The sequence below is a fragment of the Paenibacillus sp. NPDC056579 genome (genome assembly GCF_042793215.1).
Taxonomy (GTDB): domain Bacteria; phylum Bacillota; class Bacilli; order Paenibacillales; family NBRC-103111; genus Paenibacillus_S.
Genome location: NZ_JBHTVD010000001.1, coordinates 1,532,106 through 1,557,468 on the forward strand (window position 1 = coordinate 1,532,106; position 25,363 = coordinate 1,557,468).

Here is a 25,363-nt window from a genome sequence, read left to right on the forward strand (position 1 = left end):
AACTATTCTAGCCTTTTACCGAACCGAGCATAACCCCTTTAGCGAAATGTTTCTGCAGGAACGGATACACTACTAAGATGGGCAGAATCGCTAAAATGATCGAAGCCGAGCGTACCGTTTCCGAGGGCGGCGTTGAATCTCCGATCGACGACTCCATCCCCGCAACCGTAGCGCTGTTGTCCAACACGAGTGATTTTACAAGAACCTGGAGCGTCCACTTCTTGGAATCGGTTAGAAACATCAGCGCGTTAAAATACGTATTCCAGTGAGCCACCGCAAAAAACAGCACGAAGGCGGCTAGTGCCGGCATACTTAACGGAATCACGATTTTCCAAAACACGCCCAGATCGTTGCAGCCATCGATTTTGGCCGATTCAATCACCTCGATTGGCAAAGAATCCATGAAGCTCTTAACTACGATGAGACTCCATGCATTCGTGAGAGAGGGAATAATTAAAGACCAGTACGAATTCATTAAACCAAGCTCCTTCACGAGCAGGAACGTTGGAATAATGCCGGCGCTAAATACAAGCGAGAACACCACAAGTCCGTAGATCCACCGCCGGTGGGGTAATTTTTTTTCCGTCAGCCCATAGGCCATCGTAAACGTAAACGCCAGGTTGAGAACGGTCCCGACTACCGTAATGAACAGTGTGCTTTGCAACGCGCTCATGAAGCTGTTGGACTGCAAAATATACGAATACGCACCTAACGACCACTTTTCAGGCAATAAATGAAACTCATATGGAACATAAACGGAAAAATGTGTCAAAGAAACGCTAATGATATAAAGAAACGGAAATATGCAGCAAAGCGAAATCATGGTCAGCAATGTATAATTAACGATATCGAACAAAGTCATTTTTTTTTGCTGAACAAAGCTCAATGTGAATTCCCCCGCTTCCTTAGTAAATACCTTCGTGGCCCATGCGTTTGACGAAATAATTGGATATCATCACAAGCGCAAGCCCGACGAACCCTTTGAACAAGCCGACCGTGACCCCGACGCTGTACATGCCTCGCAGGATCCCCTGATTATACACGTACGTATCGAAAACATCCGCCACATCGCGGACAAGCGGGTTCATCATAAGCAGTACCTGTTCGAAGTTGACATCGGTCATATGTCCCAACCGAAGGATGAGCAAAATGACAATGGTCGGACGGATCGCCGGCAGCGTAACATGCCAGATTTGCCTGAAACGGTTCGCACCGTCGACGACGGCTGCTTCATACCGCTCGGGATTGACCCCGGCAATAGCGGCCAAGAAAATAATGGTCCCCCACCCGGCATCCTTCCATATGCTTTGGACCGTGAGCATTCCCCAGAAAAACCGGCTTTCGTTCAAAAAGGAAACCGGCTCTAAACCTAGAACCCGGATCAGCTTGTTAACCAAACCGATATCTACAGACAGCATGAAGAAAGTGATGCTGGCAATGACAACCCATGATAAAAAGTGCGGCATGTAAACAAGAGACTGGTTAATTCTCTTGAACAACTCGTGGCGAACCTCGTTAAGCATAATGGCCAGGATGATCGGCAGCGGGAAGAAAAATACCAGGCCAAAAATGTTAATGAGAAGTGTATTTCGCAGCATCAGGTAGAAATGGCCGTCGGAGAACATGTCGGTGAAATGCTTCATACCGACCCATTGGCTGCCGCTGAAGCCAAGCATAGGATGATAATCTTTAAAGGCAAGCAGCAGTCCCCACATCGGAATCAGCTTAAATACTAGGAAATATAAGAAGCCCGGTATGACGAGCAAATACATATACCGGTATTTCACATAGTCCTTCCATAACGATTGAAAGCCGGTGTGAAGCTTGGAGGAATGTTTTTTTAAACTGATTTCTTCTGTTTTCATCCAATCAAACTCCTTCCAACCTTGAGGAAAAAGGGACGACGAAGCATCTCCGTCGTCCGCCCTTCTCCTATCCTCAGTTGCCGAAATATTCCTTGTAGCTGGCGGCAAGCTCCACGAACGCTTTCTTGAGCCCTGGATTATTCCTCAAGCCTTCGATGTACTTCTTGTAGTCATCCATGGAGATTCTGCCCATGATCGCCTCGGTTCGTTTTTTCTCAAATTCATCCACATGCTTCGTCCATTCGGCGGACCAGGTGGCGGAACGGATAATTCGGAACGGATCGACCGTTAAAGCGGTATAAGTCACTTTGACCTTCTCGCGGTTAGCCAAATCGACTTCAATCGGGGCAAGCGGACTATCCACCTTATCCCACTCATTGCGTTTGATCGTGAACGGATCGTTCGTAAAGCTTTGAATTTCCTTCAACCCGATGTCACTCATAATATATTTGCCGTTCTCGACTTTATGATGAGTTCCCTCGTAGCCGTAGAACAAAGCATGCGAGTTGGCATCGCTTGCCGCCATGTTAAACACCTCGAGAAGCTTCCTTACGCGCTCCTCAGGTACCTTCTTTGGAATGAACAAGCCGCCTGTAAAGCCCGGCTCCAAATAGTTGGCGTTGCCGCCTGGCCCTTTAAGATAAGCAACGATCTCCACCTTGGCGTTCGGCTTCAGCTTTTTATTTTCCTGCTCCATCCGGTATTGATGCCAGTAGTTTTTCGTGTGGAAGACGGTTCTTCCGCTGGAGAAGAAGTTGTCAGGCTCTGCTCCCTTTATCGTGGAAAACTCAGGGGTCATTAAGCCGTCCTTATACAATTTGCTGTACCACTCGACCATGTTTGTGTAAGCATCGGTTAGCACATTCCGGTATAACCCGCCCTCACTGTTGTACTGCGGCTTGAACGAGCCGAAGGCAGAAGCCATCGATTCCATAAACAGCGTCCCGATCAGCTTGCCGCTGGTATCCTTTGCTTTCACCGCCTTCAGGGCAGCATGCAGCTCATCCGTAGTTTGCGGTACCGGAACACCCGCTTCATCAAGTAAGTCCTTGCGGATAAGAAACCCTGTATTGATTTGCGAGCGGGCTCTTGGAATAAAATAGTACGTTCCTTTATATTTGGAATATTTCCAGGCTACTTCAGGAATGTTTTTCTTCAGGTTCGGATATTTGCTGAGATCGCCGAGGAACGGACCCAAATCCCAGAATAGCCCTTTCTCGATCGCGTTAATATTATTGATATCATGCGGGTTTTGAGCCGATACGACGTCCGGAAGCTCGCCTGTCGCCATCGCCAGGTTTAATTTGGTCTGAAACTCGGGATCGGGAATCCACTGTACTTCCATCTCGAGATTGTTCTCCTTTTGAAAGCGTGTCCAAAATTGGTTTTTCATATCCGGCACTTCCGCGAAGGTAGAGACCATCGTGCTGTACTTGAAAGGCTTGTTGTCTCCCGCCGTCGGATTGCCGTCCCCCGTCGAAGGAGCTTGAGTCTCGGAGCCGGTGCAAGCAGCAATCACGGATAATGACATCGCACATGCGACCAAAGCAGCTATGGAACTGAAACCTCTCCTTTTCATGCCAACATCCCCTTTTTATTTAAGTAAGAAGATTTCCCCGTCCGCCATCCCGTCTCTGACCGCCTTCAGCCTGGAGAACGTCGCATCGTCATAATGTCCAAGAGAAATGCCGTCGATCCCTAACGAGCCGAGCATCTTAACGCTGGCGCGGAGAATATCTTCATTGGAACCGCCGTAATCGTTCGGCCTGACATCGACGGCAGCAATCAAATCTTTGTCATAGCCTATGCCTCTGCGAATTTTATGAAGCTTCTGCAGCTTGCCTTGCAGATGGCGCATCTCCCCGCGCTGCTCCGCATAATCCGATTCGCGGATCGAATCCACATAATCTTTAATGGCGGAGAAGCTGAGACCAGCCATTTCCGTATACTTCAAGTACGTATTGTAACGGAATTCCGTCCGCGGATTCGCCCTCTTGATCCCCTCATAGATCCGCTTGAATAAAGCGGTAATGCTCTTCTCCCTGAATTCAAGCCACTGATACAGGGACGGATTCTCCATCAGAAAGCCCGTTCCTGTCAAATTCCCGTCATCCAGCAGCTTCTTCTCCAAAATGTCGGCTAACTCCGCTTGTTTAGCCACGTCATAGAGTCGGTTCAAGTCGGACGCGATCCGATCCCAGTCGTACCCCATCTCGATCGCTTTCGTTCTGCAGCTGGCGCAGAAGCAGCCGCCTTCCAGCACGGCAAGCAGAATATCCAGCTCCTTCTCATCACTGATTCCATGGTTCTCTGTTTTGAGCCGGCCCCCCTGATGAAACAAGATCAGACAGCTTTGAATAAAATCAATGTCGTGGTTTTTCACGGTATCATAGAACAGTGCCACAATATATTCCTGAACGTGCTCATGATTGGGACATAGCAGCTTGCCGGCGCTGATCGGCGCTCCCTTGACATTCCGCTGCAGAAGCTGGGGAAACTCGGAGAGCGCCCGCTTGGCATCGTAAATCGTATGCGATATTTCACAGCCTACTTTCAGTCCCCTTTGTCTGGCCGTCGTTATCAGCTGATCGAGCCAATCGGTATCCTTCAGCCAGTCGACCGAGCTGTAGATCGGCTTGAGCGGTGTGTTCTTGAAATTCGCTTCATCCATCCGGTAATACACCCGGCTGTCTTCGGGCAGATAAAATTTCCGTTTCGGATTGTGCGGATAATACAGCCCGCGCAGAGGACGTTTCTCCTTGTGCATGATGCCGACCAAATACACACTGTTCACATTGGTGTGCTCCACTAAATTATCTACGCAGGTTTCCACACCCTCATCGTGAAGATCCCATGGATATAAGCTGGCTGCCATTTCTTTAATATACATATAGTTGGCCTCCTGTAATTCTAATTTGCTTGCATCAACGGGGCTACCTGAAGCTGAGCGCACCATTCGTTCAGCTTCGCGACAAGCTGCTCCGTAAGCTCAATCGCCCCTTCGCTTATCATCCTCTCCTTGCTTGCCGCCGAGCGCTGACCTGGTATGTGCAAACCGGGGGCTCTTGCCAGCATCCGGTCGATCATCTCCGTAGCTCTGCCTCTAAGTTGCTCTTCTCCGATCAGCGCGTCCGCCTTAATACAAATCGCTGTATGCGATGGCTGGCCGATGGCGCCTGTTCCCGGCTGCGGCTCGTCGATGAGCTGCCCTTCGGACAGAAGACCGGTAATGATTTCACCGAATATCGTGAGTCCGAAACCTTTATGACCGCCTATCGGCTGACGGGTTCCTTTGGATATCTCTGCAGGATTGGAGGTAGGAATACCATCGACATCGAGTCCCCAGTATGCCGGGACCGCTTCGCCAAGCATTGCCTTCTCCTTCAATACTCCGTTGGAGGCGTATGCAATACACGCATCGAACATCAACGGGTAGCCTTTATCCGTAGGAACGGCATACCCCATCGGGCTTGTGCCGATGACCTTCTCAACTCGGCCCGGGGCACCCATGGTCGGTGCTCCGCGCGTAATCATGTATCCGATATACCCTTGCTCAGCCGCAGACTCCACGTAGGGCGACGAAGCCAGGATGTGGTTCGTGTTTCGAACGGTGCATAAGCCGATGCCGTATTCGTCCGCCAGCTGTTGCGCACGCTTCATCACGAACATGCCGCACAGCTCCCCGAGCCCGTTGTCGCCCTCGTAGCTTTCCATTGCCGCATAGTGCTGAAGCTTCTCGATCCGTGCATTGGCATTAATTTTGCCTGAAACTAAGCCTTGGATTCTGCCGGGCAGCTCGTAAACATCATGGTGACTCAACCCACGGTAGGTTGCTCTCATGAACACTTCCGTCACAGTTACAGCATCCTGCTTTGGTAGGCCGGACGCATGCAGCAGCTGAAGCGTTACTCGTTCCACCTCATCTAAACCAACCTTAGCCACCGGATCTCCTCCCTCAATATTCAATCGATAGATTATAGCGAATAAAGCTCCCTGGCATTTGTCGAGTAAATTCTTTCACGCAGATCCTTTGGCAATGCAGGAAACGCGAATGTAGGAGAGTCGAAATCCCAGTGCGGATAATCGCTTGAAAAGAGGAGGATATGCTCCGCATCCATCGCTTCCAGCGTGTTCAGCAGAAACTTGTCGTTGTCGGGACGCTCTAACGGCTGGGATGTGATTCTGACATGGTCGCGGAGGTATTCGCTCGGTCTTTTCTTCAGCCAAGGCACCTCATAGCGGAGCGCTTTATACTCGGCATCCAGCCTCCACATCAGTGCAGGCAGCCACGAGACTCCGCCTTCCACGAGGACAATCTTAAAGCCCGGAAACCGCTCGAACACCCCCTCCGTAAGGAAGCTGACCAAATGCGCCTGGAAGCCGAGAGACAAGCAGGTATGCCATTCGATATAATGGGTCGGGTACCCCGGCGTTGGCTGAACGTTAATACCCATTCCGTCTGTTCCAGGATGAATGGCAAGCGGTAGGCCGTGCCGGGCGCATGCCTCGTAGATCGGGTAATATTGGCGCTGCCCGAAAGGGGCGCGGGCTCCGGAGTCCGTCATCACCTGAACGAAGTGAGGGTGTCCTGCCCAGCGGTTGATTTCTGCCGCCGCAGCCGCCGGGTCCTGGTGAGCAATCGTAATCGAGCCCTTGAACACGCCGTCCTCGTTGTACTTGCCGAGCCATGTATCGGCCAGCCAGTCATTGTATGCGGCAGCGATGGCTGCAGCGAAATCCGGATCGGGGTGGAGATTGCAGAACGCCCGGGGCAGCAAAATGCAATGATCGATCCCGTATTTCCTCACATGCTGCTCTCTAAGAAACTCGGGGTCGGAGCCGCCCGGTCCGCCTCCGGGCGGCCGGGAGTCCAATCTTTCTCCATGAATCGGGTTTCCGTAAAAACCTCTGCCTCCGCCGTTGAACCTTTCCTTCCAAGGCTGAGACATGTATCGCTGAATCTCTTCTTTATTTTTCGGATATGGATGAACATCACAATCGATGATGCCGGTTGTACGGCTGCGCTGTTTCGTTTTCTTATTGAAAGGCTGCTCCAAATGAATTCACCTCTTGGCTCATGATCCTATCGCTTAATAAACACAACAACCTGTTCTTCCTCAACTTCAACCGGGAACGTCTCGAGCTTCGGCGGCTCATCGGGCGTCTCTACCCCCACCTCGTATGTTTTAACCCAGCACCGATTCGGGTCGAATAAGGATTGGCCGTTCGTCAAATCGAACTCCCAGCCATGCCATGGACACCGAATAATCTCACCTTCCCGCCCGTATAGAAATTCACCCGGCTTCGAAGGCAGTGTAGTGCCTGTAACTCTGCCCACGCAAAGCGGTGCTTGTTGATGGGGGCAGCTGTTTTTGACGGCATAATATTGGCCGCCTACATTAAAAACACCGATGGAGATGCCCTCCAAGGAAACGATTTTGCGTTGTCCTGCCGTAAGCTCGCTTGTCGTCGCTACAACATGTTTAGCCATCCAAGGGGCCCTCCTTAATCCAAGTTGTAAAATTGCTCGGCATTCTCAAAGAAAATCCGGTTGTACAGCTTCTCCGGCAGCTTGGGAAACGCCAGCTTCGGGTTGTCGAAGTCCCAGTGCGGGTAGTCACTGGAGAACATCATGATATGCTCCGCATCCATCATCCGCAGCATATGCAGCAGGTCCTCGTCGTCGTCCGGCCGCTCCAAAGGCTGTGAGGTGACTCTGATGTGATCTCGCAAATAATCGCTCGGCCGCTTTTTCACCCATGGAATCTCGTGACGCAATGCCTTGTACTCCATATTGAGCCTCCACATCAACGGAACGATCCAAGTAGAGCTTCCCTCCACTAACACAATCCGCAAATCCGGATACCGCTCGAATGTGCCTTCCGTCAACAGGCTGACGAGATGTGCCATGAAGCTTAACGACATACACGTATGCCACTCGATATAATGGCTTGGATTCCCGGGTGACGGAAGAATGTTAATGCCGATGCCGTCCAGACCCGGGTGGAGCGCGAGTGGCAGGTTATGCCGGCAGCAGGCCTCGAAGATGGGGTGGAAATTGCGGTGCCCCATCAGAAACCTCGCCCCTGAATCCGTCGTCACTTGTACAACGTGCTTATGTCCCGCCCAACGGTCGATTTCCTTGGCAGCTGCAATGGGGTCGCTATGGTTAATTACAATCGATGTTTTGAACACACCGTCTGGATTATCGGGGCCGATCCACGTATCGGCGATCCATTCATTGTAGGCCGAAGCGATCGCGTTGCCATAATCCAGATCCGGGAATTGGCAGCTGTTCTCTCGAGGGATGAGAATAGCCTTCTTGATGTTGAACGGTTCAATCAGCTGCTTGCGGACAAAATTCGGATCCGAACCGGCTGGCCCGCCTTCCGGCGGTACAGCATCGAGCCGGTGTCCGTGTGAAGGGTTGCCATAGAATAGCCCCCTGCCGCCTCCTCGAAACCGGCCTTGCCAATACTTCGGCATATACTGCCGGATTTGATCCAGACTTTTCGGTATCGGATGCAGATCGCAGTCGATGATGCCGGGCTTCACCTTCTTTCGGTTCGGCTTCAAGTCAGCTTCTAATGCTTCTTCATTTACGGACATGCCGGTACCCCCCTTTATTTTCTCACTTGATTTGGCGCATGCTGCTCCAGCCAGCCCTTAAGCGGAACATCCTCAGGAAGCGGGGTATAATACCCGTTGCAATTCGTACCGGCCCCGAGCAATTGGCGTCGGATCGGATCGGCACCCTCCCACAAATCCTGGACGGTCATATCGTCCTTTGTTCGGATCCACCGATAACCGTAGCCATAGAAAAGTACCTTTCGGGTAATATCCGACCAGTTCGTACTCGCCGTATGCCACAGTCTTCTGTCGAAAAATACGGCCGTTCCCGGCTTCACACAGACTGGAATCGCACCCTCCGGTTGGCCGTAACCGCTCTCTGGACGCTGTATCGTGTTGCTCAGATGGCTATTTGGCACAATCCAGAAATTACCACGGCCCGGCTCGGAAAGATCCGATAGGAAGTAGGCAACCTTCAATGACATGCGCGGACGAGGCTCCGTTTCCATCTCGATATTCATCCGCCCGCTGTCCTGATGCCAACCAAAGGTTTTATCGTTTGGTTCCTGTCCTGTCGGAGGAGTCACAATCATGTGAGCATGATACAAATAAATGTTCCAGCCCAAAATTCCCCATACTTTTGGCAGCACCTTTTCATAATCGACCAGATCCAGGAACAGCTTGTGGTCCGGTATGAAATTCGGATGAAACAGAGCCTTTGTCGTATCATGTCCGGACTTCACATGCTTAGCGAATATACGGTCCACTTCTTCCGTCAGGGCACTGATATGCTCGGGAGACAGTGCATTCTCAAGCACCAAATAACCGGTATCGTTAAATGTCTTCCGTTCTTCTTCTGTCAGGGAGTATTGCAAACAAGATGGGTTCATTCTAACAACCTCCATTAACTATTTTTTAAAATATCATCAATACAACACTATACATTTATTGTAATCGCTTTCTGAACAAAATATAGGGACACGATTCGGATGAATGGGGACTGCTTTCGGAACTTATTCGATACCTTGGTCCACAACTGGAATTTGAAGCACCACCGTTGTACCTGCATTTACCTTGCTATAAATTTCAATTCCGTATCGCTCTCCGAAAGCTAGCTGTATTCGTCTTTGAATATTTAGTAAGCCGACTCCTCTTGCCGAGACGTTCCGGTCATCATCAGACCTGCTAAGCCTCTCGCGAAGGCTGATCAGCTCCTCCTCTTCGATCCCTTTGCCGTCATCAATAAATTCAAATCTCACGCAATTTCCTTGCATGACGAAACCTTTAATCGTCAACGTACCTTTATTATTTTTTCTTTCCAGACCATGATAAACGGCATTCTCTACAATGGGCTGAAGTATCATCTTCGGTATTCGCATATTCATGATTGTTTCTTCAATAAGGATTTCCGTCCGAAATTTTTCCATATATCGGATCGACATAATTCGCAAATAATCCTGAATGCATTTCACCTCACTGGCAATATGTACGATCGGGTCCTCCTTAATGCTGTATCTGAAGATTTTTGCCATGGCCGTTGATATTTCCACAATTTCTTTAATTCGATTCGCGAGACCGATACTTCGCAAACATTCCAGCGTATTGTACAAAAAATGCGGGTTAATTTGACTTTGCAAAAACGATAGTTCCGCCTGCTTCTTAGCGAGCTCCATTTGATAAAGTGATACGTTTGCTTGAACAAACTTTTCGTTCGTTTCGTCCATTTTATCAAGCATCTTATTGATTTCGGTCGCTAATATGCCGATCTCATTTCTTAACGGCATCTTCATCCGCCGTTTCCCGCCATTATTTCCGATAAAGTTAACGAACCGGATAATTCGGCCGAGCGGCTGCGTCACACTGCGGATGAAAAAGTACCCCATAATAAATATCAGCAGCGTCATCACAATTCCGATCATAAAGCCCATGTTCCGTATCGCTCTAAGCTTATCGGTCATTTCATTTATGGGGATCAAGCTGACGATTTTCCAGTGCAAGGCATCAATGTCCTTCACTTGGATATGATTCATCCTCTGATAGTAGAAAGCCTTATGCTCACTACTGTTCTTCACGCCTTCAAGGATCGTTTGGTCAAACTGCGTTTCCTTCAGCGAAATTTCGTCACTGCTAACAATGCTGAACTGATTATCCAAAATAAAAAGCATCGAGTTCGGCGTGGCCTTCGTATCCATGACCATACGGTCGAGCATGTCGGATTTATAAATTACGACACAGGTGCCGAGCTCTGCAGCATCATTCGGGTCGTTAAGGGTTGAAAAAATAGGATGCACAAAAAAATAAGCAGGCTTCTCCATCTCCTTCGGATCGAATACTTTTCCGTAGAATTGCTCCTGCTTATTCATTTGCAGCATATATTGCTTCTCGATTTCCCTCAGCACGACATAATCGAACGGATTGGATGCACCAACGGTGTGTCCCTTTTTGTCGACAAGCATAATGGATTTGATATTTTTGTTTGATGATTTAATGCCTGACATAATTTCAATGACGACTTTGTTCAGCTTCAGCCTGTAAATCGGGTCATCGGAACCTAAGTAATCTTGAATTATCGTATTATAGGAAGAGGCCAGCGCAGCGTCTTTAATATCCTGCATGAAGGAAAGCAGCCTCTCCTCCACCTGCTTCATGATTTTGGACGTATGCACGTTCTCCTTGTCTTCGGTCAAGCTGTAGAAGCTGGCATAATAATAAATTTGCAATGTAAAAATCATAAGGGTTGAAATGCCGATCAACAGCATAAGCTTTTGTTTTAAGCTCGCTCCTGATTTCATGAGCACCTGTCTCACCTGCCCTCTCCGTGGAATCCGACTTTGTTCTTGCGGAAGCCGGAAGGAGTGACACCGTACCATTTCTTAAACACCTTCGAAAAATAGTTGTAGTCCTTATAGCCGACATGCTGACTAACTTCCCAAATGCTTAGCTTATTTTCGGAAAGCAGCTGCTTGGCCTTGCTAAGCCGCAGACGGGTTACGTAGTCCGTGAAGGTGGATTTCATTGATTTTTGAAACAGGTCACAGCAATAGGTATAATTAATATAATATTTATGGGACAGATCTTTCAGATGCAGATCTTCTTCATAGTGACCGTTCACATACTCGAGCAATTCCTTGAACTTCTCGTTGTTCAGCATGTCGCGGTCGATTGTAGCCGAGGCCGTGTCCTCCTCTCCTTTGCCCGGATTCGAATCCTGCAGATGGTGATACAGCCGTTCCAAAAGCTTATCCGCTTCTTCGAATTCAAGCGGCTTCAGCAAGTAGTCAAAACAGCCCAGTCGGATCGAATCCTGGGCATAGTGAAAATCAGCGGCACCGCTTATGATGACGAATTCGGATTTAATCCCCAGATCTCGGCTCCTCTTCATCAATTCTATTCCTGTCAGCTCCGGCATACGAATGTCTGTCATGACCACATCCGGGTGATCCCGTTCGATCATCACAAGGGCTTCGAGCGAATCTGTCGTATCCGCAATTACCTTAAACCCCATTTGCTCCCATTTGAACGTACTGCGAATCCCTTTCAACACCCATGGCTCATCATCTACGATTAATACCCGATACATGAAGGTTCACTCCACTCCGAATGATTAGGGGCTCTAGCTCGGACAGGACTCCCTATTTAAAGGGTATTGCTTACTATCGCATTAATGCATAGTTAGGAAATCTTCTTAATAAAGTATTTGACTTTGAAACCTTCATTGTGCAGCATGGTGCGTGTGAGAAGAAAAACTCCCGCCCCCCTATAGGGACGAGAGTTAGACTTCGTGTTGTGTACTAAACGGGAAATGCGTCGTCTAACCTCTGCGTCTGCTCCTCGGTAAGCCTCCAGCCTATAGCACCTACATTTTCGCGAAGCTGTTCCAATCGGCTGACTCCTATGATGGCTGCTGAAACCGCAGGGCGATCGATAATCCAATTCAAGCTAACCTGTGCAGGCGTTTTACCTAATTCGTTCGCAACTTGCTTCAACACTTTAACACCATCTTGGAACTTCCTCGCCCTTTCTGCAACTGCTGGCTCGTCTGCTCCCCTGCTTCCTTCCGGAACAGCTTCCTCATACTTGCCGGAAAGTATGCCTCCACCCATTGGACTATATAAAATCATACCGATCCCTTGGTCGACACAAAGCGGTTGGAGTTCTTTTTCTATTGCGCGGTTGGCCAGGCTATAGTTGGGTTGCACCGATATAAAGCTGGCGAGCTTATTGACATCGCTTACCCACAGTGACTTGGCAAGCACCCATGCAGGAAAATTCGAGCAGCCGATATAGCGTACTTTTCCCTGGCGGATCAGATCATCATATGCCCGTAGCGATTCTTCTAGTGGGGTTTCCCAGTCCACACCATGGGCCTGATAAAGATCGATATAATCCGTACCGAGCCGCCGCAGGCTGTTTTCAACTTCGTGCATAATATGCAAACGAGATTGTCCTCTGTTGTTGATACCTGGCCCTACTTCACCATGCACTTTGGTTGCGACAACAACTTCGTCTCGACGTCCCTTGATTGCCCTGCCCAGTATCTCCTCCGCTTCCCCGCCCGTATACCGGTTGGCATTATCGAATAAATTGATCCCATGATCAATAGCCTCATGGATGATCCGTTCCGAATCTTCGGGCGTAACTTTTCCCGCTTTCCCCCAGCGTGGGTTCGAACTTCCGAAATTCCAGCAGCCTAAACTGAGTCGCGATACCTTTAGTCCCGATTTACCCAATCTAACGTATTCCATTCTCTTTCACCCTCCTTAGAGCTTTCGATTTTCGATATAATTACTTACGGTTACATGTTGTGAACTTGATTATTTTTGAAAAAAGGGTGCCTGTTTTAGATAAATGCTTTCAACTTTTTCCACGATGGGATTGTCTCTTTCCGTTTCCTCTTTCACCTTCTGCCATTCGGGATCATTGCGAAAAGCCTCAAAGCTCTTATTGCGCGACTCCATGTCCGGAAATTCCATTACATAGTAAAGCCGGTTGTGCTCCGGGTCCGTATCAATCCAAAAATCGGTTACGCGCATACCATGTTTGGCAAAAATCCCTAAAGTATGCTTAGCGAAACGGTCGTTAATGTCCTGCATTTTCCCTGGATATATATAATAAATTCGAAGTTCATACAGCATAAAACAATTCCCCTCTCTGTTTTTTTGGGTAAGAACATTTGCCACATTCTCTAGGAAACAGCAGCTTCCGTTACTTCCCTGGCTGCTACTGTTTAATAGCCTCCAGCACTTCCGCAACATGCCCATCCACTTGAACTGCACGCCATTCTCTCACTAGAACACCTTGTTCATCAATAAGGAATGTAGACCGCTCCACACCATAAAACTGCTGCCCATCTCTTTCTCTCCGTTTCCAAACCCCGAATTCATTGCATACCTTCTGCTCAACGTCGGAAAGCAGCAGAAATGGAAGCTGATATTCCGATATAAACTGATCGTGTGAGACCATATCGTCTGGACTGATACCAATGACTTCCGTATTCAGACTTGCAAATTGGCCGTTGTAATCTCTGAATTCGCATGATTCTTTCGTACAACCCGGGGTCATGTCTTTGGGATAAAAGTAAATAACTAACCTTTTGCCTCGAAAATCACTTAACGATACTTCCTTACCGTTCGATGCGGGCAGAGTGAAATCAGGAACAATTTGTTGGATTTGTACAGTGGACATGTTATTTCCTCCTTTGGGATAATTTCTATGATAGTTGCCGTCCAATAATTGCACATACAGTGCTTTTGTGTGTGAGTAAGGATAATTTATCCTCTTCCCGCCCTCTGCTGTCGGTCCGCACCGCTATCATACGGATAAGTCACAGGAAGCAGGGAAGCTTCATTTAAACGATTCATATGGTCGACACTTAAGGACCAGCCGGATGCACTTAGATTGCTTGCCAATTGCTCGATAGTCCTTGCTCCAATAATCGGTGAGGTCACGCCTTCGCGCTGCAGCAGCCAATTGATTGCTGTTTGAGCAGGTGTTTTACCAGCCTCTTCAGCCACTGCATAGAGAGCATCGAGCACCTTCCAAGTATGTTCATTGTTATAGTTTTTCCATGATTCGCCCCAGCCCTTGGCATCCGCTTGTGACACTCTGGAACCTTCGGGAGGAATATCCATGCCTCTGTGATACTTTCCGCTTAACCATCCGCCTCTGAGCGGACTCCAAGGAATGACACCGATGCCCTCACTTACACAGACCGGGATAATCTCAAATTCGGTCGCGCGGCATAACAGATTGTATTGAGGCTGCAGACATGCAAATGGCTCCCAACCGTTCTGTCTGCTGAGATCAACGGCTTTTTGCAATTGCCAGCCACGAAAGTTACTTGCTCCGATATAACGAACCCAACCTCGTTTCACTAATTCGTTCAGTGTGCTGAGTGTTTCCTCCAAAGGGGTTTTGGGGTCCCATGCATGAACTTGATAAAGGTCGATGTAATCAGTGCCAAGTCGGCGAAGACTGGCTTCCACACCCGCCATAATATGTTTGCGGCTTAGTCCCACATCGTTCGGCCCGCTGCCCATGACAAAGCGCACTTTAGTAGCGATCACCAAATCGTCGCGTTTTTTTTGCTTTAACCAGCGACCAACTATTTCTTCAGATACTCCAAGACTATAAACATCGGCCGTATCGATAAAATTCCCACCTGCATTCACAAAATGGTCCATAATGCTAAAGCTGTCCTGCTCGCTCGTTTCTCGGCCAAATGTCATTGCACCCAAACTAAGCTCACTTACCCGGAGACCCGTTTTTCCCATATAACGATATTCCACGCAGTTACCTCCTTAGTTTTTTCATCCATTTGCATCCTAACTTCATCATACATAAAAAAAAAGAATAGTATAAGGGCTGATTTAAATGATATTTAGTAACTTTAGAGTAAGCTATGTGATTTTAAACGATCGTTTAATTTCTCTAGAAAAGTGTCAATTACACATTATTGGCCGAAATTTAAGGATAATTGCATCACGAATGATAAAAAAGAGACCGACTCGGCCTCTTTTTCATGAGCTTATTTCTAAAAAGAATCAGTTTTTACTGTTTCGTTCAAGTTCTGTACATTAAATAAACGTGCATATGCCCCTTCTTTTTTCATTAGTTCTTCATGGGTGCCTTTTTCTTTAATTTCACCATGTTCAATGAGAACAATTTGGTCTGCATGTGTAATCGTTGATAGTCGATGTGCAACAATTAGCGTTGTTCTATCTTTTGCCAATTGCTCCAAAGCTTCTTGGATTAAATGCTCCGACTCTAAATCAAGAGCAGATGTAGCTTCATCAAGCACCAAAATTCTCGGGTCTTTTAGAAATACTCTTGCAATCGCTATCCTCTGCTTCTGACCTCCAGATAGCTTCACGCCACGTTCTCCAATCTCAGTATCGTATCCGTTTGGTAAATTTAAAATAAAGTCATGGGCATTAGCAGCACGGGCCGCGTGAATGATCTCTTTCTCTGAAGCCCCTGGTTTCCCAAACAATATATTTTCTCTGACGCTGCCGCTAAACAAAATATTATCTTGTAATACCATCCCAATCTGACTGCGCAAGCTTTTTATGGATATATCTTTGAGATCCACATCATCCAGCAAGATTCTACCTTGTTGAATATCGTAAAACCGGGGAATCAAACTAATTAAGGATGATTTCCCTCCTCCGCTCATCCCTACTAGCGCAATGGTTTCTCCAGGACGAATATTCAAGCGGATATCGTTTAAAACCCAATCAGCAGAGTTATCATAACGAAAACTAACATGTTCAAAATCGATTTTCCCTTTTACTTCTTGTACGGATTTGGCTGCTGGTGAATCGACAATATCATAAGGCTCATTTAGCAGTTCAATGACTCGTTCCAACGAGGCGCTCGCCTGGGTTAATTCTGTAGAAGAGTTGACCAAACGGCGAAGTGGACTGTATAAACGGTCCAAGTATGCGAAAAAGGCTACAAAAGCACCTAGCGTGATACCGCCTTGAATAACCTGATACCCTCCATAAAATAAAACTAATAATGGAGCGATATCTGTCAAAGTATTAATTATCGCGTTCGTCAATGCATTCCATTTGGTTAATGCCAATGCTTTTTGCAGGAAAAGAAGATTCTTCTTATCAAAGTTATCTTTCTCCACATCTTCTAGGGTGAAGCTTTTAATGACGGAGATTCCGTTCACGCGTTCAAAAAGATGAGCCTGCATATCAGCCAGCGCTTGAGATCTTGATTTGGAAAAAGCTCTTAGTTTACTATACAGCTTCTTTACGGATAGAGCGTAAAAAGGAAAAACGGCAATAGCAACCAAGGTTAATTCGACGTCCATATAAAACATAAACCCCATAGCAATGGAAAGCGTGAATAAATCCAGCCATACATTCATCATTCCGGTTTCAACAATGTTCTTGGTATTATCGGCATCATTGATCATGCGCGAGATAATTTCACCGGTCTTATGGTTGTGATAATACCGGATGGATAGCTTTTGAATATGGTCATATAGACGGTTGCGCAGATCATACAGAATACGGCTTGTTGTTAATTGAGCAAAATATTGTCTCAAATACTCTATCGGTGCTCTAACTATAACAAACAAAGCGAACGCAAAGAGCATCACATAGATCAGCTTCTGAACTTTCACTTCAGCCGGTAAAGAACTGAGCAGCAGGTCATCAACGACGTATTTCAGAATGAGCGGTAATGTCAAGGGGATACCGAACTTTATCATCCCTATAAGCACTGTAATAACAACAAGCTTCCAATATGGTTTTACGAAAGATAAATAGGTTTTAAAGCCTGACATAGGGAGCTCCTTTAATGATGATCACAAGGTAAATTGAAGTAGAGTATCGATAAGGTCCATTTACCGGATAAACTTATCAAGCGCCTCGTTTAGCTGCTTCATGACTTCTTGTTCCGTACCAGATTTGGCAGCCTCAATGACGCATCCTTCCAAGTGATCTTTTAATATCAGTTTTCCGCAATTATCCAATGCGGAACGTATCGCGGCAATTTGGATGAGCAGATCGCCACACTCTCTTCCGTTTGCTGCCATATCTTTAACAGAACGGACATGACCTTCGATTCGAGCTAAACGATTGACTACACTTTTCCGATGACGGTGATGGTCTTCGCCAGCATGGTCATGAGTATGGCCGTGGGAATGGTTATTGCTATGATTAAGGTTATGTTCATTTATTTCTTTATTCTTGCTCATGTAAGATTCTCCCTCCATGGTTATACCATTAACATCAACATGTTTAGTCTAATGGTATCCCCCCAGGCAGGTCAAATCGCACTGCCATTCATCGGTGTATTGAACTACATTGGGTTGCTTGATATTACTTATTGGATAACCCCCTGAGGGGGTTGTATGAAGTATACTGCTACCATTTTTTCAAGTCAATTGATTTTAGAGATTATGAAAAATATACTACCCTTTCAGATAAAAGGACCTCACAAATGAATTCACTTTCAAGATAAAGATTGAAATAACCCCCCTAGGGGGATATAATCATAACCATGAGGAGTGAATATGGATGAAAGGATGAGCCACATGACCATTCCCGGCTTGGCTAATGAACAACCGACAAGTAAACGGAAATTAATGATTGTTCTAGCGCTTGCGATCCCAGCCATTATTGAAAATCTGCTCCAAACTCTCGTTGGATTTGTTGACACCCTATTTGTCGCAAAGCTGGGAATAAACGAAGTCGCTGCTGTAGGAGTTGTGAATGCTATTCTGGCGGTATATCTTGCTATCTTTATGGCACTCGGTATCGGCACTTCTTCCTTAATTGCCAGAAGTATCGGTGCGGGTGATTTGGAAAGAGCTAAAAAAGTTGCCAAAGAATCGACCATGGTAGCAGTGGGAGCAGGTATATTGTTTGGACTTATCACTATATTTTTTGCAGAACCCCTATTACGGATCATGGGAGCTGAGCCTCAAGTATTGGCGGACGGAGCAGTCTACTTCCGTATTGTTGCTATACCCTCCATTTTCATTTCGCTTATGACCATATTCGGTAGTATTCTTCGAGCGGCGGGAGATACCAAAACCCCAATGAAAGTGAGTTTTTGGGTCAATATTATACATATAGCACTAGATTATGTGCTCATATTCGGTATTGCTGGAGTTGGAGGGTTAGGTATTGCTGGGGCGGCTTGGGCAACCGTGATCGTACGGTTTATCGGTACGGTGGCATTATATGCATACATTCGAAAGTCCAAGGTTTCGTTTGTATTTAATGATCTGGCTTTCTCAAAAGAGTTCTCCATGCCAATGCTGCAGATTTCAATCCCTGCAGCTGTGGAAAGGCTCATCATGCGGCTCGGACAAGTTCTTTATTTCGGGCTCATTATAAAAATTAGCACTGAAACATATGCAGCCCATGTGATTGCAGGTAATATAGAAATCTTTTCGTACATGCCCGGATACGGTTTAGCTGTAGCTGCTACTACATTAGTCGGTCAGCAAGTGGGTGCAAAGCATCATCATGAAGCATATTCTTACGGTATGATCACAACCGGTGTTGCTATAGTTATAATGACTCTCATTGGCATCCTTCTTTTCATTGTCTCCCCTTGGCTCGCTACTTGGTTTACATCTGATCGCGGCGTCATTGACATGGTCGTAACCGCGCTTCGTATCGACGCTTTTGCCCAACCTGCCTTGGCTGTAGGTCTCGTGCTAGCCGGAGCACTTCAAGGTGCAGGAGACGCAAGGAGTCCGATGTACAGCACCGCTATAGGCATGTGGCTCATTCGGGTTCTCGGAGTTTATTTAATGTGCTTGTATTTTGATATGGGGATTGCAGGTGTTTGGCTTTCCATTGCTTTTGATTTGTGGGTCCGTGCTGTCTTTTTGTTTATTCAATTCAAGAAGAAGGTCACGCTTAATTAACACATTAATATCATGCAAATGTACTGAAGCTGAAGGATGTATTATGTGATTCAGTAGGACCAGAGCTGATAATTACCAAGTAAGTTTACCATTGCATTCTCTACTTACTTATCTATTTTCCTACTATAAAAATCAGCAATAAATCTTGACATAGCCAAATGTCATATTATGGTTACGTATTCCCAAATCTATGTAATCATCATATATGTGTCCAATCATTCTCTTTATCTCTTACATAAAATAGAGTACTAATAAAGAGGAGCTGATAGTGTGGTACGTATCCTTGATAAAGCAGCCGTCCAGCCGCTTAGTCGCTTCAACCCGGCTAGATCGTTTACTATTCGGCGGTCCCCACAAAAATCTGGCATCGCATCGATCCCAATACGGATTCCAGTGAATTCTCAACCGAACCGGGTAGATTTAGTGGTATCCGTTGGTGTCAGAGGTATCACAGGCATTGGGCAAATTCGGTTTAGAGTCTTCCGCGGTAATACAGAAATTTTCAACACACAGCAAGGTATCGAATCTGCGGGTTCAGAGCAAAATTATATAGTTACCTTCCAAGCTGAAGATAGAAATGTACCAGCAGGTACTCATTCTTACACAGTCACAGCAGAAAACCGTACTGCAAATACAAGAGTAGATGTCGTAGGACCCATATCGTTTAGTGGGTTAGCTGTGAAAACCAGAAACTAGTGTTGACGCGAAAATAAACATCTTTTTTGTATTGAACACTGAAAATGGGACAATGTTTGTGTCGCTGGATCGCGACAGGCACATTGTCCCATTATTTTAAAGCCTCAATACATATAACCATTGTGGCACATGTGTCTGCCATAAAGATCTTGTCTACCGACAACTGTCCGGTGACGCTATACTTTTAGCACGTTAATATACTAATCCTTGAATGATTTTTTCGGTTATCCATGCCCGTTCCCGTTAAATGTAATTCAAGCCGCTTACATAGGGAAAAGGCAACGGAAACAGCCGCTTTAAGTCGGCAGCTAGTATGTGATCGACGTCCGGCAGCTGAGGCATTTCATCGAATAGAAGCGAGACGAGCTGACTGTCCGTTATCGTCGCTTGATGTCCTTCGCAGGCGACGATGACATACCCAAGTTCACTGGCTCGCTCCATGCGTAGACTGCCGAACGTGAACTCATGCTTGTCTCGCAAGTAAGACGCGGCCTGCTCGATCAGCCTGCCTGGATCGACAATGCGGACGGTACCGCTGTTGCGAAGCTCGATCCGTTCCGTACCGTATTTCTCCAGCTTTGCCCCAAGCTCCCTATCCTCTTTCTCATGTATGGACAATACTACTTTGATAGCGTCAAGACCGTGCTCACTTATTACATGTGCAAACAGCTGCGCGCAGCCTTCCGGAGAACCGCCGTACTCGACAACGAACGGATGATGCGTTGCTTCCGGACTCCCTGGTATTGCAACCACCACAAAGGCTTCTACCTTCCCTTGTCTCTCGGCCAGGTATACTTGATGCGTATATCCCCTGGATTTGGCAATAGGAACGGTCTTAATCAGAAACGCGGCGTCCCATACGCTGCGCTCGAACCGAGTGGTTCGATCCGCGAATAAACGGTTTAGGTCGAACAGGTCGGTTTCAATCATCGGACGAAGATGTACATCCTTGGCACGCTCGGCCATAATCGCTGCCGCTACCTCCTTACCAATCCGGTACTGAGTGAATGCACCAAATGGGTAGCAGCCGGCGCGTGTGTACAGTTGCCGATGTCCGGATACAAGAATGAGCGACGCTCCTGCCTGTTCGGCATGGCGAATGACCTGCTTTAATACCTCACCGGCGTAGCCTCGTCCAGCGTAATCCGGATGAGTACAAACCGAACCCACAGAGTATACGTTTAGTCGTGCAGCCCCAATGGTGACGACGGATGGAACGAACCCGATAAACGATGCGAGTCGGTTATCGGCAAACAAACCGTATGAATGACTCGTCGCATCGGTGTAAATATGAGGGAATGCCGTCTCCAAAGAAATACGCCCATCCCTTTTAAACACCCAGTCAGCTAGTCTCACCGCTTCATTGAAATCATGGCCTTTCAGCAACCGAATTTCCATCTGATCAACCTCCCCTGTGTGTCCCTTCGCGATTTGCTTTTTAAAGCGCTGTTCGTAATCTTATATACTGCTCAAGCTAGAATGTCCCACAAGTGCTCTTGTACTTCGAAACGGGTAGGCTCGCTGCGTTCTTTGCGTAAAATATCGGCAACTATCTCCTCCATGAGCGCCAAATGCCCGTCTACGGTATCTCCTGCCACATGAGGAGTCACCAATACGTTGGATAGCTCACGAAGAGATGAATCTTTGGAAGGATTCTTTATAAATACATCAAGTGCAGCATAAAATCGGCCGGTCTTCAGCTCCGTGAATAGCACTTCTTCATCCAGAACGGCTCCGCGTGAGGAATTGATTAGAATAGCACCGTCCTTGATACGGCGAATCAGATCGGCATTCACTAGATTATCGGTCGCCGGGATGGATGGAGCATGAATGGAAATAATGGGGCAGTCCATCACCTCTTCCAACGTTGCACGTCGCACTCCCAGCTCCTCCGCTCTTTGTTCACTCAAATATGGATCGTACACCAAGATATTCACTTGAAAAGGTTTCAACAGCTGGATAAACGCCCTTCCGGTTGAACTGGCCGATACAATGCCTATTGTTTTTCCGAACAATTCATTGCCTCTAACATGCTTCAGCTTCCATCCGCCTTGGCGGAAATTCGTATCGTATTGAGGAAGCTTCCTCATCAATGTCAATAATGCAGAGAGGCAATATTCCCCTACACTCCATGCAAGACGAGGAGCTGCTGAATAAATTCCTATCCCTTGTCCGAAAGCTTGCTTAGGAATCCGTTGTTTAACCGTACCCGCTGCGTGTCCAATATAGCGCAGCTTCGGGGCTTTCTTCAACATTTCCTCCGAAATGCTCGGCGATCCCCAGCTTGTAAGTATCACTTCGGCATCGGCCATTATTTCCATTAACTGCTCCGGCGTATACTCCTCATTCGTTTCATTCCAAACAGGGATGAAATGCTCCTCAAGCCACTCTTTGCATGTCGTAGAACAAATTTTTTCTAACAAGGGCTTTGATGGCAGGACATAGGCTTTCATCTTCATAACCGAACATCTCCTAATTAGATTTTATAAGGCAAAGAGCTAGAATCTGTTATCATTTCTCACAGTCGATCATGACGTGAATGGTGTTTCCCTGATGCGAGTTGCGGATGCGGAACGCTTCTCCGACTTCGGATAGAGGAACAATATGCGTAATCATTTCTTTCGTATTAACAAGCCCATCCATTACAAGCCGCAGTCCCTCATCGAAAAATCTCCGGTTGTCGATATCCCGCTTCGGCTCCGTCGAATAAATATCCAGTCTTTTCTTGTGTACTTTGAAAAAGTCGACAGGCTTGTGGCAAGTCCCGATACAGCCGTACATTACAATGCGTCCGTTCTGGGCGGCAGCGTCAATCGCATCAACCATACCGGAGCCTTCTAACAAACAAGGTATGACGACATCAAATCCGTCGGGAAAATCATTGTACAGCACATCCATTGTCCGTGAATCACTTGACGGGAGTTTATACGTGTGAGTCGCTCCGTACCTGCGGGCAAGCTCCAGCTTCTCATCGAACAAATCGGTAACAACTAGATTGCGTGGGCTAAATAACGAAACTACCTGCGTCAGCACAAGACCGCTAACGCCTTGGCCCATAATCAGCACGTTCTTGTTCGGAGAAATCTCCCCTAACTCAGCAGCGTGTAGGATTCCAGGCAATACTTCGATTAGCGAGCCTTCCAGCAGGGGCAATTGTTTGGGCAGTACCTTAACTGAGAATGGACTACAGCATACGTATTCCGCGAATGCCCCCCATACATATCTGAGTGCAACGTGATCGCCTTCTTGAAGTCCAATGACCCCTGGTCCGACTTTATCTATAACCCCGGCCACTTCATGACCGAGTCTAGTAGGGTAAGATACGAACTCTGGCTCGCGGGCACCTCTGAACACCTCGATATCACTACCGCATATACCAACCCATTTGACCTTGACACGAACCTCGTGATCCTCAGGCTCCGGGATAAAAGCTCTGCGCAAGGTAATTTCCCCTATCCTTTCAACAACTGCGCACATTTGTGTGTCTGCTCCCGTAGAATCTGTAAGTTCCAGAGGAGGCACTGACATTTTTCTTACCATATCGTCATCCCTACCTTTACTAGATTATTTGCCCCGATAGAAGCGCTTACTTATATCATCCTATTACCTAAGTTATCATGGATTACGCCAGAAACGAATGTCAGAATAATTAATGTACTTGTAAAAATGTGTGATTTTAGCAATTGACGCTAAAAGCAAAGGAGCTAGGCACCTACAAACGGCTTAGCTCCTTTTTTTCATTACCTATTCATCTGATATCGCTTGAGACTGTCTTTCAGATCGCTTTTCGTGCCAGTAGTTACTTGCCCCTTTTATTCGTATTTTGTTCAACTGCCTCAGTGAGCTTTCTGATCCCGGTGTCATTCATTTCTTTCACATATTGATCCCAATTAGAGTTAATATCCTTAGCTCCGGTTACAAAATTGATCATCCATTCATTGTATTTTTTTTCAATAGACGGCATTAAATCCTTGGAAGCTCCGTAGCTCAACGCCGTTATCGGAGGTGCGATACCGGATTTTAATGAGTACTCATAATTGTCTTTTAGTGCGCCTTCTACATCCCCTGATGCTAATGAATAATCCGTTGTCATGGCTGTTAAGTGTCCCAATGACGGAATGATATCCCGATCATAGAGTGCGGTTTTCACCATCTTGCCGTTTTCCATTGTATAATGAACGCCTTCAATTCCATAGTTGAGTATCCTAATCCCTTCTTCACTATGGGTGTAATCAATAATAGCAGCAACTCTTGCCAAGAAATCTTCATCCCGATTTTTTTTAATAACTACGATTGGTTCCGTGAAGCTCGCGTCAACTCTGCCAAAGCCCCCTGCAGGTCCTTTAGGCATCGGAATGAGCAGCGATAGCTTGGCACTTTTGTTGGATTCCGCTAGATCCTTTTCGAGAGCCACATATCTTTCCGTAGGAGCCACGATGACACCGGAGCTCCCGGAGATGAACTTGGCCTTAGCTTGAGCCTCATTAGATGTAAATAATTCCCGGTCAATTAAACCTTCCCGATAGAGTTCACTCGCAAATTGCAGGAATGTTTTATATTGCGGCATGACTGCTTCATACATCCACTTGCCGTCCGCTTTCCCCCAAGTATTGACGCCGGTATAACTAGTAGATAGATTCAGAAATGCGCCGGATCCGAACGCAAACGTGATAGGCACTGTGTTAGCGCCCCCCAATTTATTATCTTTAAATGCTTTCAGCATCGCTTTGAATTCATCCATAGTCGTCGGCTTCTTCAATCCAAGCTTATCCAACCAATCCTGACGAACTACCACCACACTGGGGATGACTCCCGCTTTGCGGGATGGGAGCTGATAAACCCCGTTCTCTTCACGGAACTCCTCGGTCCCGGGTTGCTTCATATAAGTCTTTATACCTTTTAAATCATATTTTTCGGCATAGTCGTTGAAGTTCATCAAAAAACCGTCTTCATATAGCTGGCTATAAATATGCGCTCCAGTACTGAGCGAATATCGGAATACATCGGGCATGTCACCTGCCGCAATTTTTAACTCCAGGTTTTTTACGTATTCTTTAGCTAAGATCCGCTCCACTTTAATATTTACATTAAATTTTTCATTTAAATATTTGATAATGGCATCATCAGGATGTATGTCGCGAGGACCCCACTGAAACCACTTAATGTCATACTTTTTCGCCAAACTAATGTTACCATATTTAGCAGCGGAATCTTGACTCTGGTCACTCTTGGAATCCGTGGTGGTTCCTGATTGATTCGAGCACCCGAGAACAGCAATCGCCAGTACGAGGATAAGGATTAAAGCGGTCGTTTTTCTTAATTTCATACCTTC

The 25,363-nt window shown here is 46.8% G+C and carries 23 protein-coding genes; 2 read left to right on the plus strand and 21 right to left on the minus strand.

The genetic code is table 11. The annotated features are described in order from the left end of the window. Positions 1 to 7: 7 nt before the first annotated feature. From ACFQ88_RS06950 to ACFQ88_RS07030, 17 genes are all read right to left on the minus strand, one after another. Entirely contained in the window at positions 8 to 886 is an 879-nt protein-coding gene (locus ACFQ88_RS06950; protein WP_379453204.1) for a carbohydrate ABC transporter permease, read from the minus strand. A gap of 19 nt (positions 887 to 905) precedes the next feature. Next, positions 906 to 1,865 carry an ABC transporter permease gene (locus tag ACFQ88_RS06955; protein WP_379453206.1) on the minus strand — a complete coding sequence of 320 codons (960 nt, stop codon included), beginning with the start codon at positions 1,863 to 1,865 and terminating at the stop codon, positions 906 to 908. 73 nt (positions 1,866 to 1,938) lie between these two features. After that, positions 1,939 to 3,444, minus strand: a complete 1,506-nt coding sequence (locus tag ACFQ88_RS06960; RefSeq protein WP_379453208.1) for an extracellular solute-binding protein — start codon at positions 3,442 to 3,444, stop codon at positions 1,939 to 1,941. Between the two features lie 15 nt (positions 3,445 to 3,459). Further along, positions 3,460 to 4,755: a hypothetical protein gene (locus tag ACFQ88_RS06965; protein ID WP_379453210.1), complete on the minus strand. Its 1,296-nt coding sequence runs from the start codon at positions 4,753 to 4,755 to the stop codon at positions 3,460 to 3,462. A 20-nt stretch (positions 4,756 to 4,775) separates the two neighbouring features. Continuing rightward, positions 4,776 to 5,807, minus strand: a complete 1,032-nt coding sequence (locus ACFQ88_RS06970; RefSeq protein ID WP_239624900.1) for an Ldh family oxidoreductase — start codon at positions 5,805 to 5,807, stop codon at positions 4,776 to 4,778. Between the two features lie 32 nt (positions 5,808 to 5,839). Further along, positions 5,840 to 6,922 (minus strand): amidohydrolase family protein, encoded by a 1,083-nt coding sequence (locus tag ACFQ88_RS06975; RefSeq protein ID WP_239624903.1) that lies wholly within the window; start codon positions 6,920 to 6,922, stop codon positions 5,840 to 5,842. Between the two features lie 26 nt (positions 6,923 to 6,948). After that, entirely contained in the window at positions 6,949 to 7,356 is a 408-nt protein-coding gene (locus ACFQ88_RS06980) for a Rieske (2Fe-2S) protein (RefSeq protein WP_239624905.1), read from the minus strand. 14 nt (positions 7,357 to 7,370) lie between these two features. Beyond that, positions 7,371 to 8,474, minus strand: a complete 1,104-nt coding sequence (locus ACFQ88_RS06985) for an amidohydrolase family protein (RefSeq protein ID WP_239624907.1) — start codon at positions 8,472 to 8,474, stop codon at positions 7,371 to 7,373. A 14-nt stretch (positions 8,475 to 8,488) separates the two neighbouring features. Continuing rightward, the gene (locus tag ACFQ88_RS06990; RefSeq protein ID WP_239624909.1) at positions 8,489 to 9,325 is read right to left on the minus strand and encodes a phytanoyl-CoA dioxygenase family protein; all 837 of its coding nucleotides are present in this window, start codon (positions 9,323 to 9,325) and stop codon (positions 8,489 to 8,491) included. 123 nt (positions 9,326 to 9,448) lie between these two features. Then, the gene (locus tag ACFQ88_RS06995; RefSeq protein WP_379453214.1) at positions 9,449 to 11,227 is read right to left on the minus strand and encodes a sensor histidine kinase; all 1,779 of its coding nucleotides are present in this window, start codon (positions 11,225 to 11,227) and stop codon (positions 9,449 to 9,451) included. 11 nt (positions 11,228 to 11,238) lie between these two features. After that, complete coding sequence (locus ACFQ88_RS07000) at positions 11,239 to 12,015, minus strand: response regulator transcription factor (RefSeq protein WP_239624914.1); 777 nt, start codon at positions 12,013 to 12,015, stop codon at positions 11,239 to 11,241. A 211-nt stretch (positions 12,016 to 12,226) separates the two neighbouring features. Further along, on the minus strand, positions 12,227 to 13,180 hold the full coding sequence (locus ACFQ88_RS07005) for an aldo/keto reductase (RefSeq protein WP_239624916.1): 954 nt from the start codon (positions 13,178 to 13,180) through the stop codon (positions 12,227 to 12,229). Positions 13,181 to 13,249: 69 nt separating this feature from the next. Beyond that, positions 13,250 to 13,570, minus strand: coding sequence for an NIPSNAP family protein (locus ACFQ88_RS07010; RefSeq protein ID WP_239624918.1), 321 nt, complete (start codon positions 13,568 to 13,570; stop codon positions 13,250 to 13,252). Between the two features lie 85 nt (positions 13,571 to 13,655). After that, positions 13,656 to 14,120 carry a thioredoxin-dependent thiol peroxidase gene (gene bcp / locus ACFQ88_RS07015; RefSeq protein WP_379453217.1) on the minus strand — a complete coding sequence of 155 codons (465 nt, stop codon included), beginning with the start codon at positions 14,118 to 14,120 and terminating at the stop codon, positions 13,656 to 13,658. An 86-nt stretch (positions 14,121 to 14,206) separates the two neighbouring features. After that, a complete protein-coding gene (locus ACFQ88_RS07020) occupies positions 14,207 to 15,223 on the minus strand; it encodes an aldo/keto reductase (RefSeq protein WP_379453219.1) in 1,017 nt (338 codons plus the stop codon). A 245-nt stretch (positions 15,224 to 15,468) separates the two neighbouring features. Next, entirely contained in the window at positions 15,469 to 17,235 is a 1,767-nt protein-coding gene (locus ACFQ88_RS07025) for an ABC transporter ATP-binding protein (protein WP_379453221.1), read from the minus strand. Between the two features lie 60 nt (positions 17,236 to 17,295). Next, positions 17,296 to 17,649, minus strand: coding sequence for a metal-sensing transcriptional repressor (locus ACFQ88_RS07030; RefSeq protein ID WP_239624927.1), 354 nt, complete (start codon positions 17,647 to 17,649; stop codon positions 17,296 to 17,298). A 318-nt stretch (positions 17,650 to 17,967) separates the two neighbouring features. Between ACFQ88_RS07030 and ACFQ88_RS07035 the strand changes: the two genes are divergently transcribed. Both ACFQ88_RS07035 and ACFQ88_RS07040 read left to right on the plus strand, forming a co-directional pair. Beyond that, positions 17,968 to 19,335 carry an MATE family efflux transporter gene (locus ACFQ88_RS07035; protein WP_379453224.1) on the plus strand — a complete coding sequence of 456 codons (1,368 nt, stop codon included), beginning with the start codon at positions 17,968 to 17,970 and terminating at the stop codon, positions 19,333 to 19,335. A gap of 270 nt (positions 19,336 to 19,605) precedes the next feature. Further along, positions 19,606 to 20,031 (plus strand): exosporium protein C, encoded by a 426-nt coding sequence (locus ACFQ88_RS07040; protein WP_239624931.1) that lies wholly within the window; start codon positions 19,606 to 19,608, stop codon positions 20,029 to 20,031. Between the two features lie 243 nt (positions 20,032 to 20,274). Here ACFQ88_RS07040 and ACFQ88_RS07045 read toward each other — a convergent pair whose 3' ends face one another. The 4 genes from ACFQ88_RS07045 to ACFQ88_RS07060 form a co-directional block, all read right to left on the minus strand. Beyond that, the gene (locus ACFQ88_RS07045; RefSeq protein WP_379453226.1) at positions 20,275 to 21,429 is read right to left on the minus strand and encodes a GNAT family N-acetyltransferase; all 1,155 of its coding nucleotides are present in this window, start codon (positions 21,427 to 21,429) and stop codon (positions 20,275 to 20,277) included. Between the two features lie 71 nt (positions 21,430 to 21,500). After that, positions 21,501 to 22,490, minus strand: a complete 990-nt coding sequence (locus ACFQ88_RS07050; RefSeq protein ID WP_379453228.1) for a hydroxyacid dehydrogenase — start codon at positions 22,488 to 22,490, stop codon at positions 21,501 to 21,503. 52 nt (positions 22,491 to 22,542) lie between these two features. Then, a complete protein-coding gene (locus tag ACFQ88_RS07055) occupies positions 22,543 to 23,508 on the minus strand; it encodes a zinc-dependent alcohol dehydrogenase (protein WP_379453230.1) in 966 nt (321 codons plus the stop codon). 322 nt (positions 23,509 to 23,830) lie between these two features. Beyond that, entirely contained in the window at positions 23,831 to 25,357 is a 1,527-nt protein-coding gene (locus tag ACFQ88_RS07060; RefSeq protein WP_379453232.1) for an extracellular solute-binding protein, read from the minus strand. Positions 25,358 to 25,363: the final 6 nt, after the last annotated feature.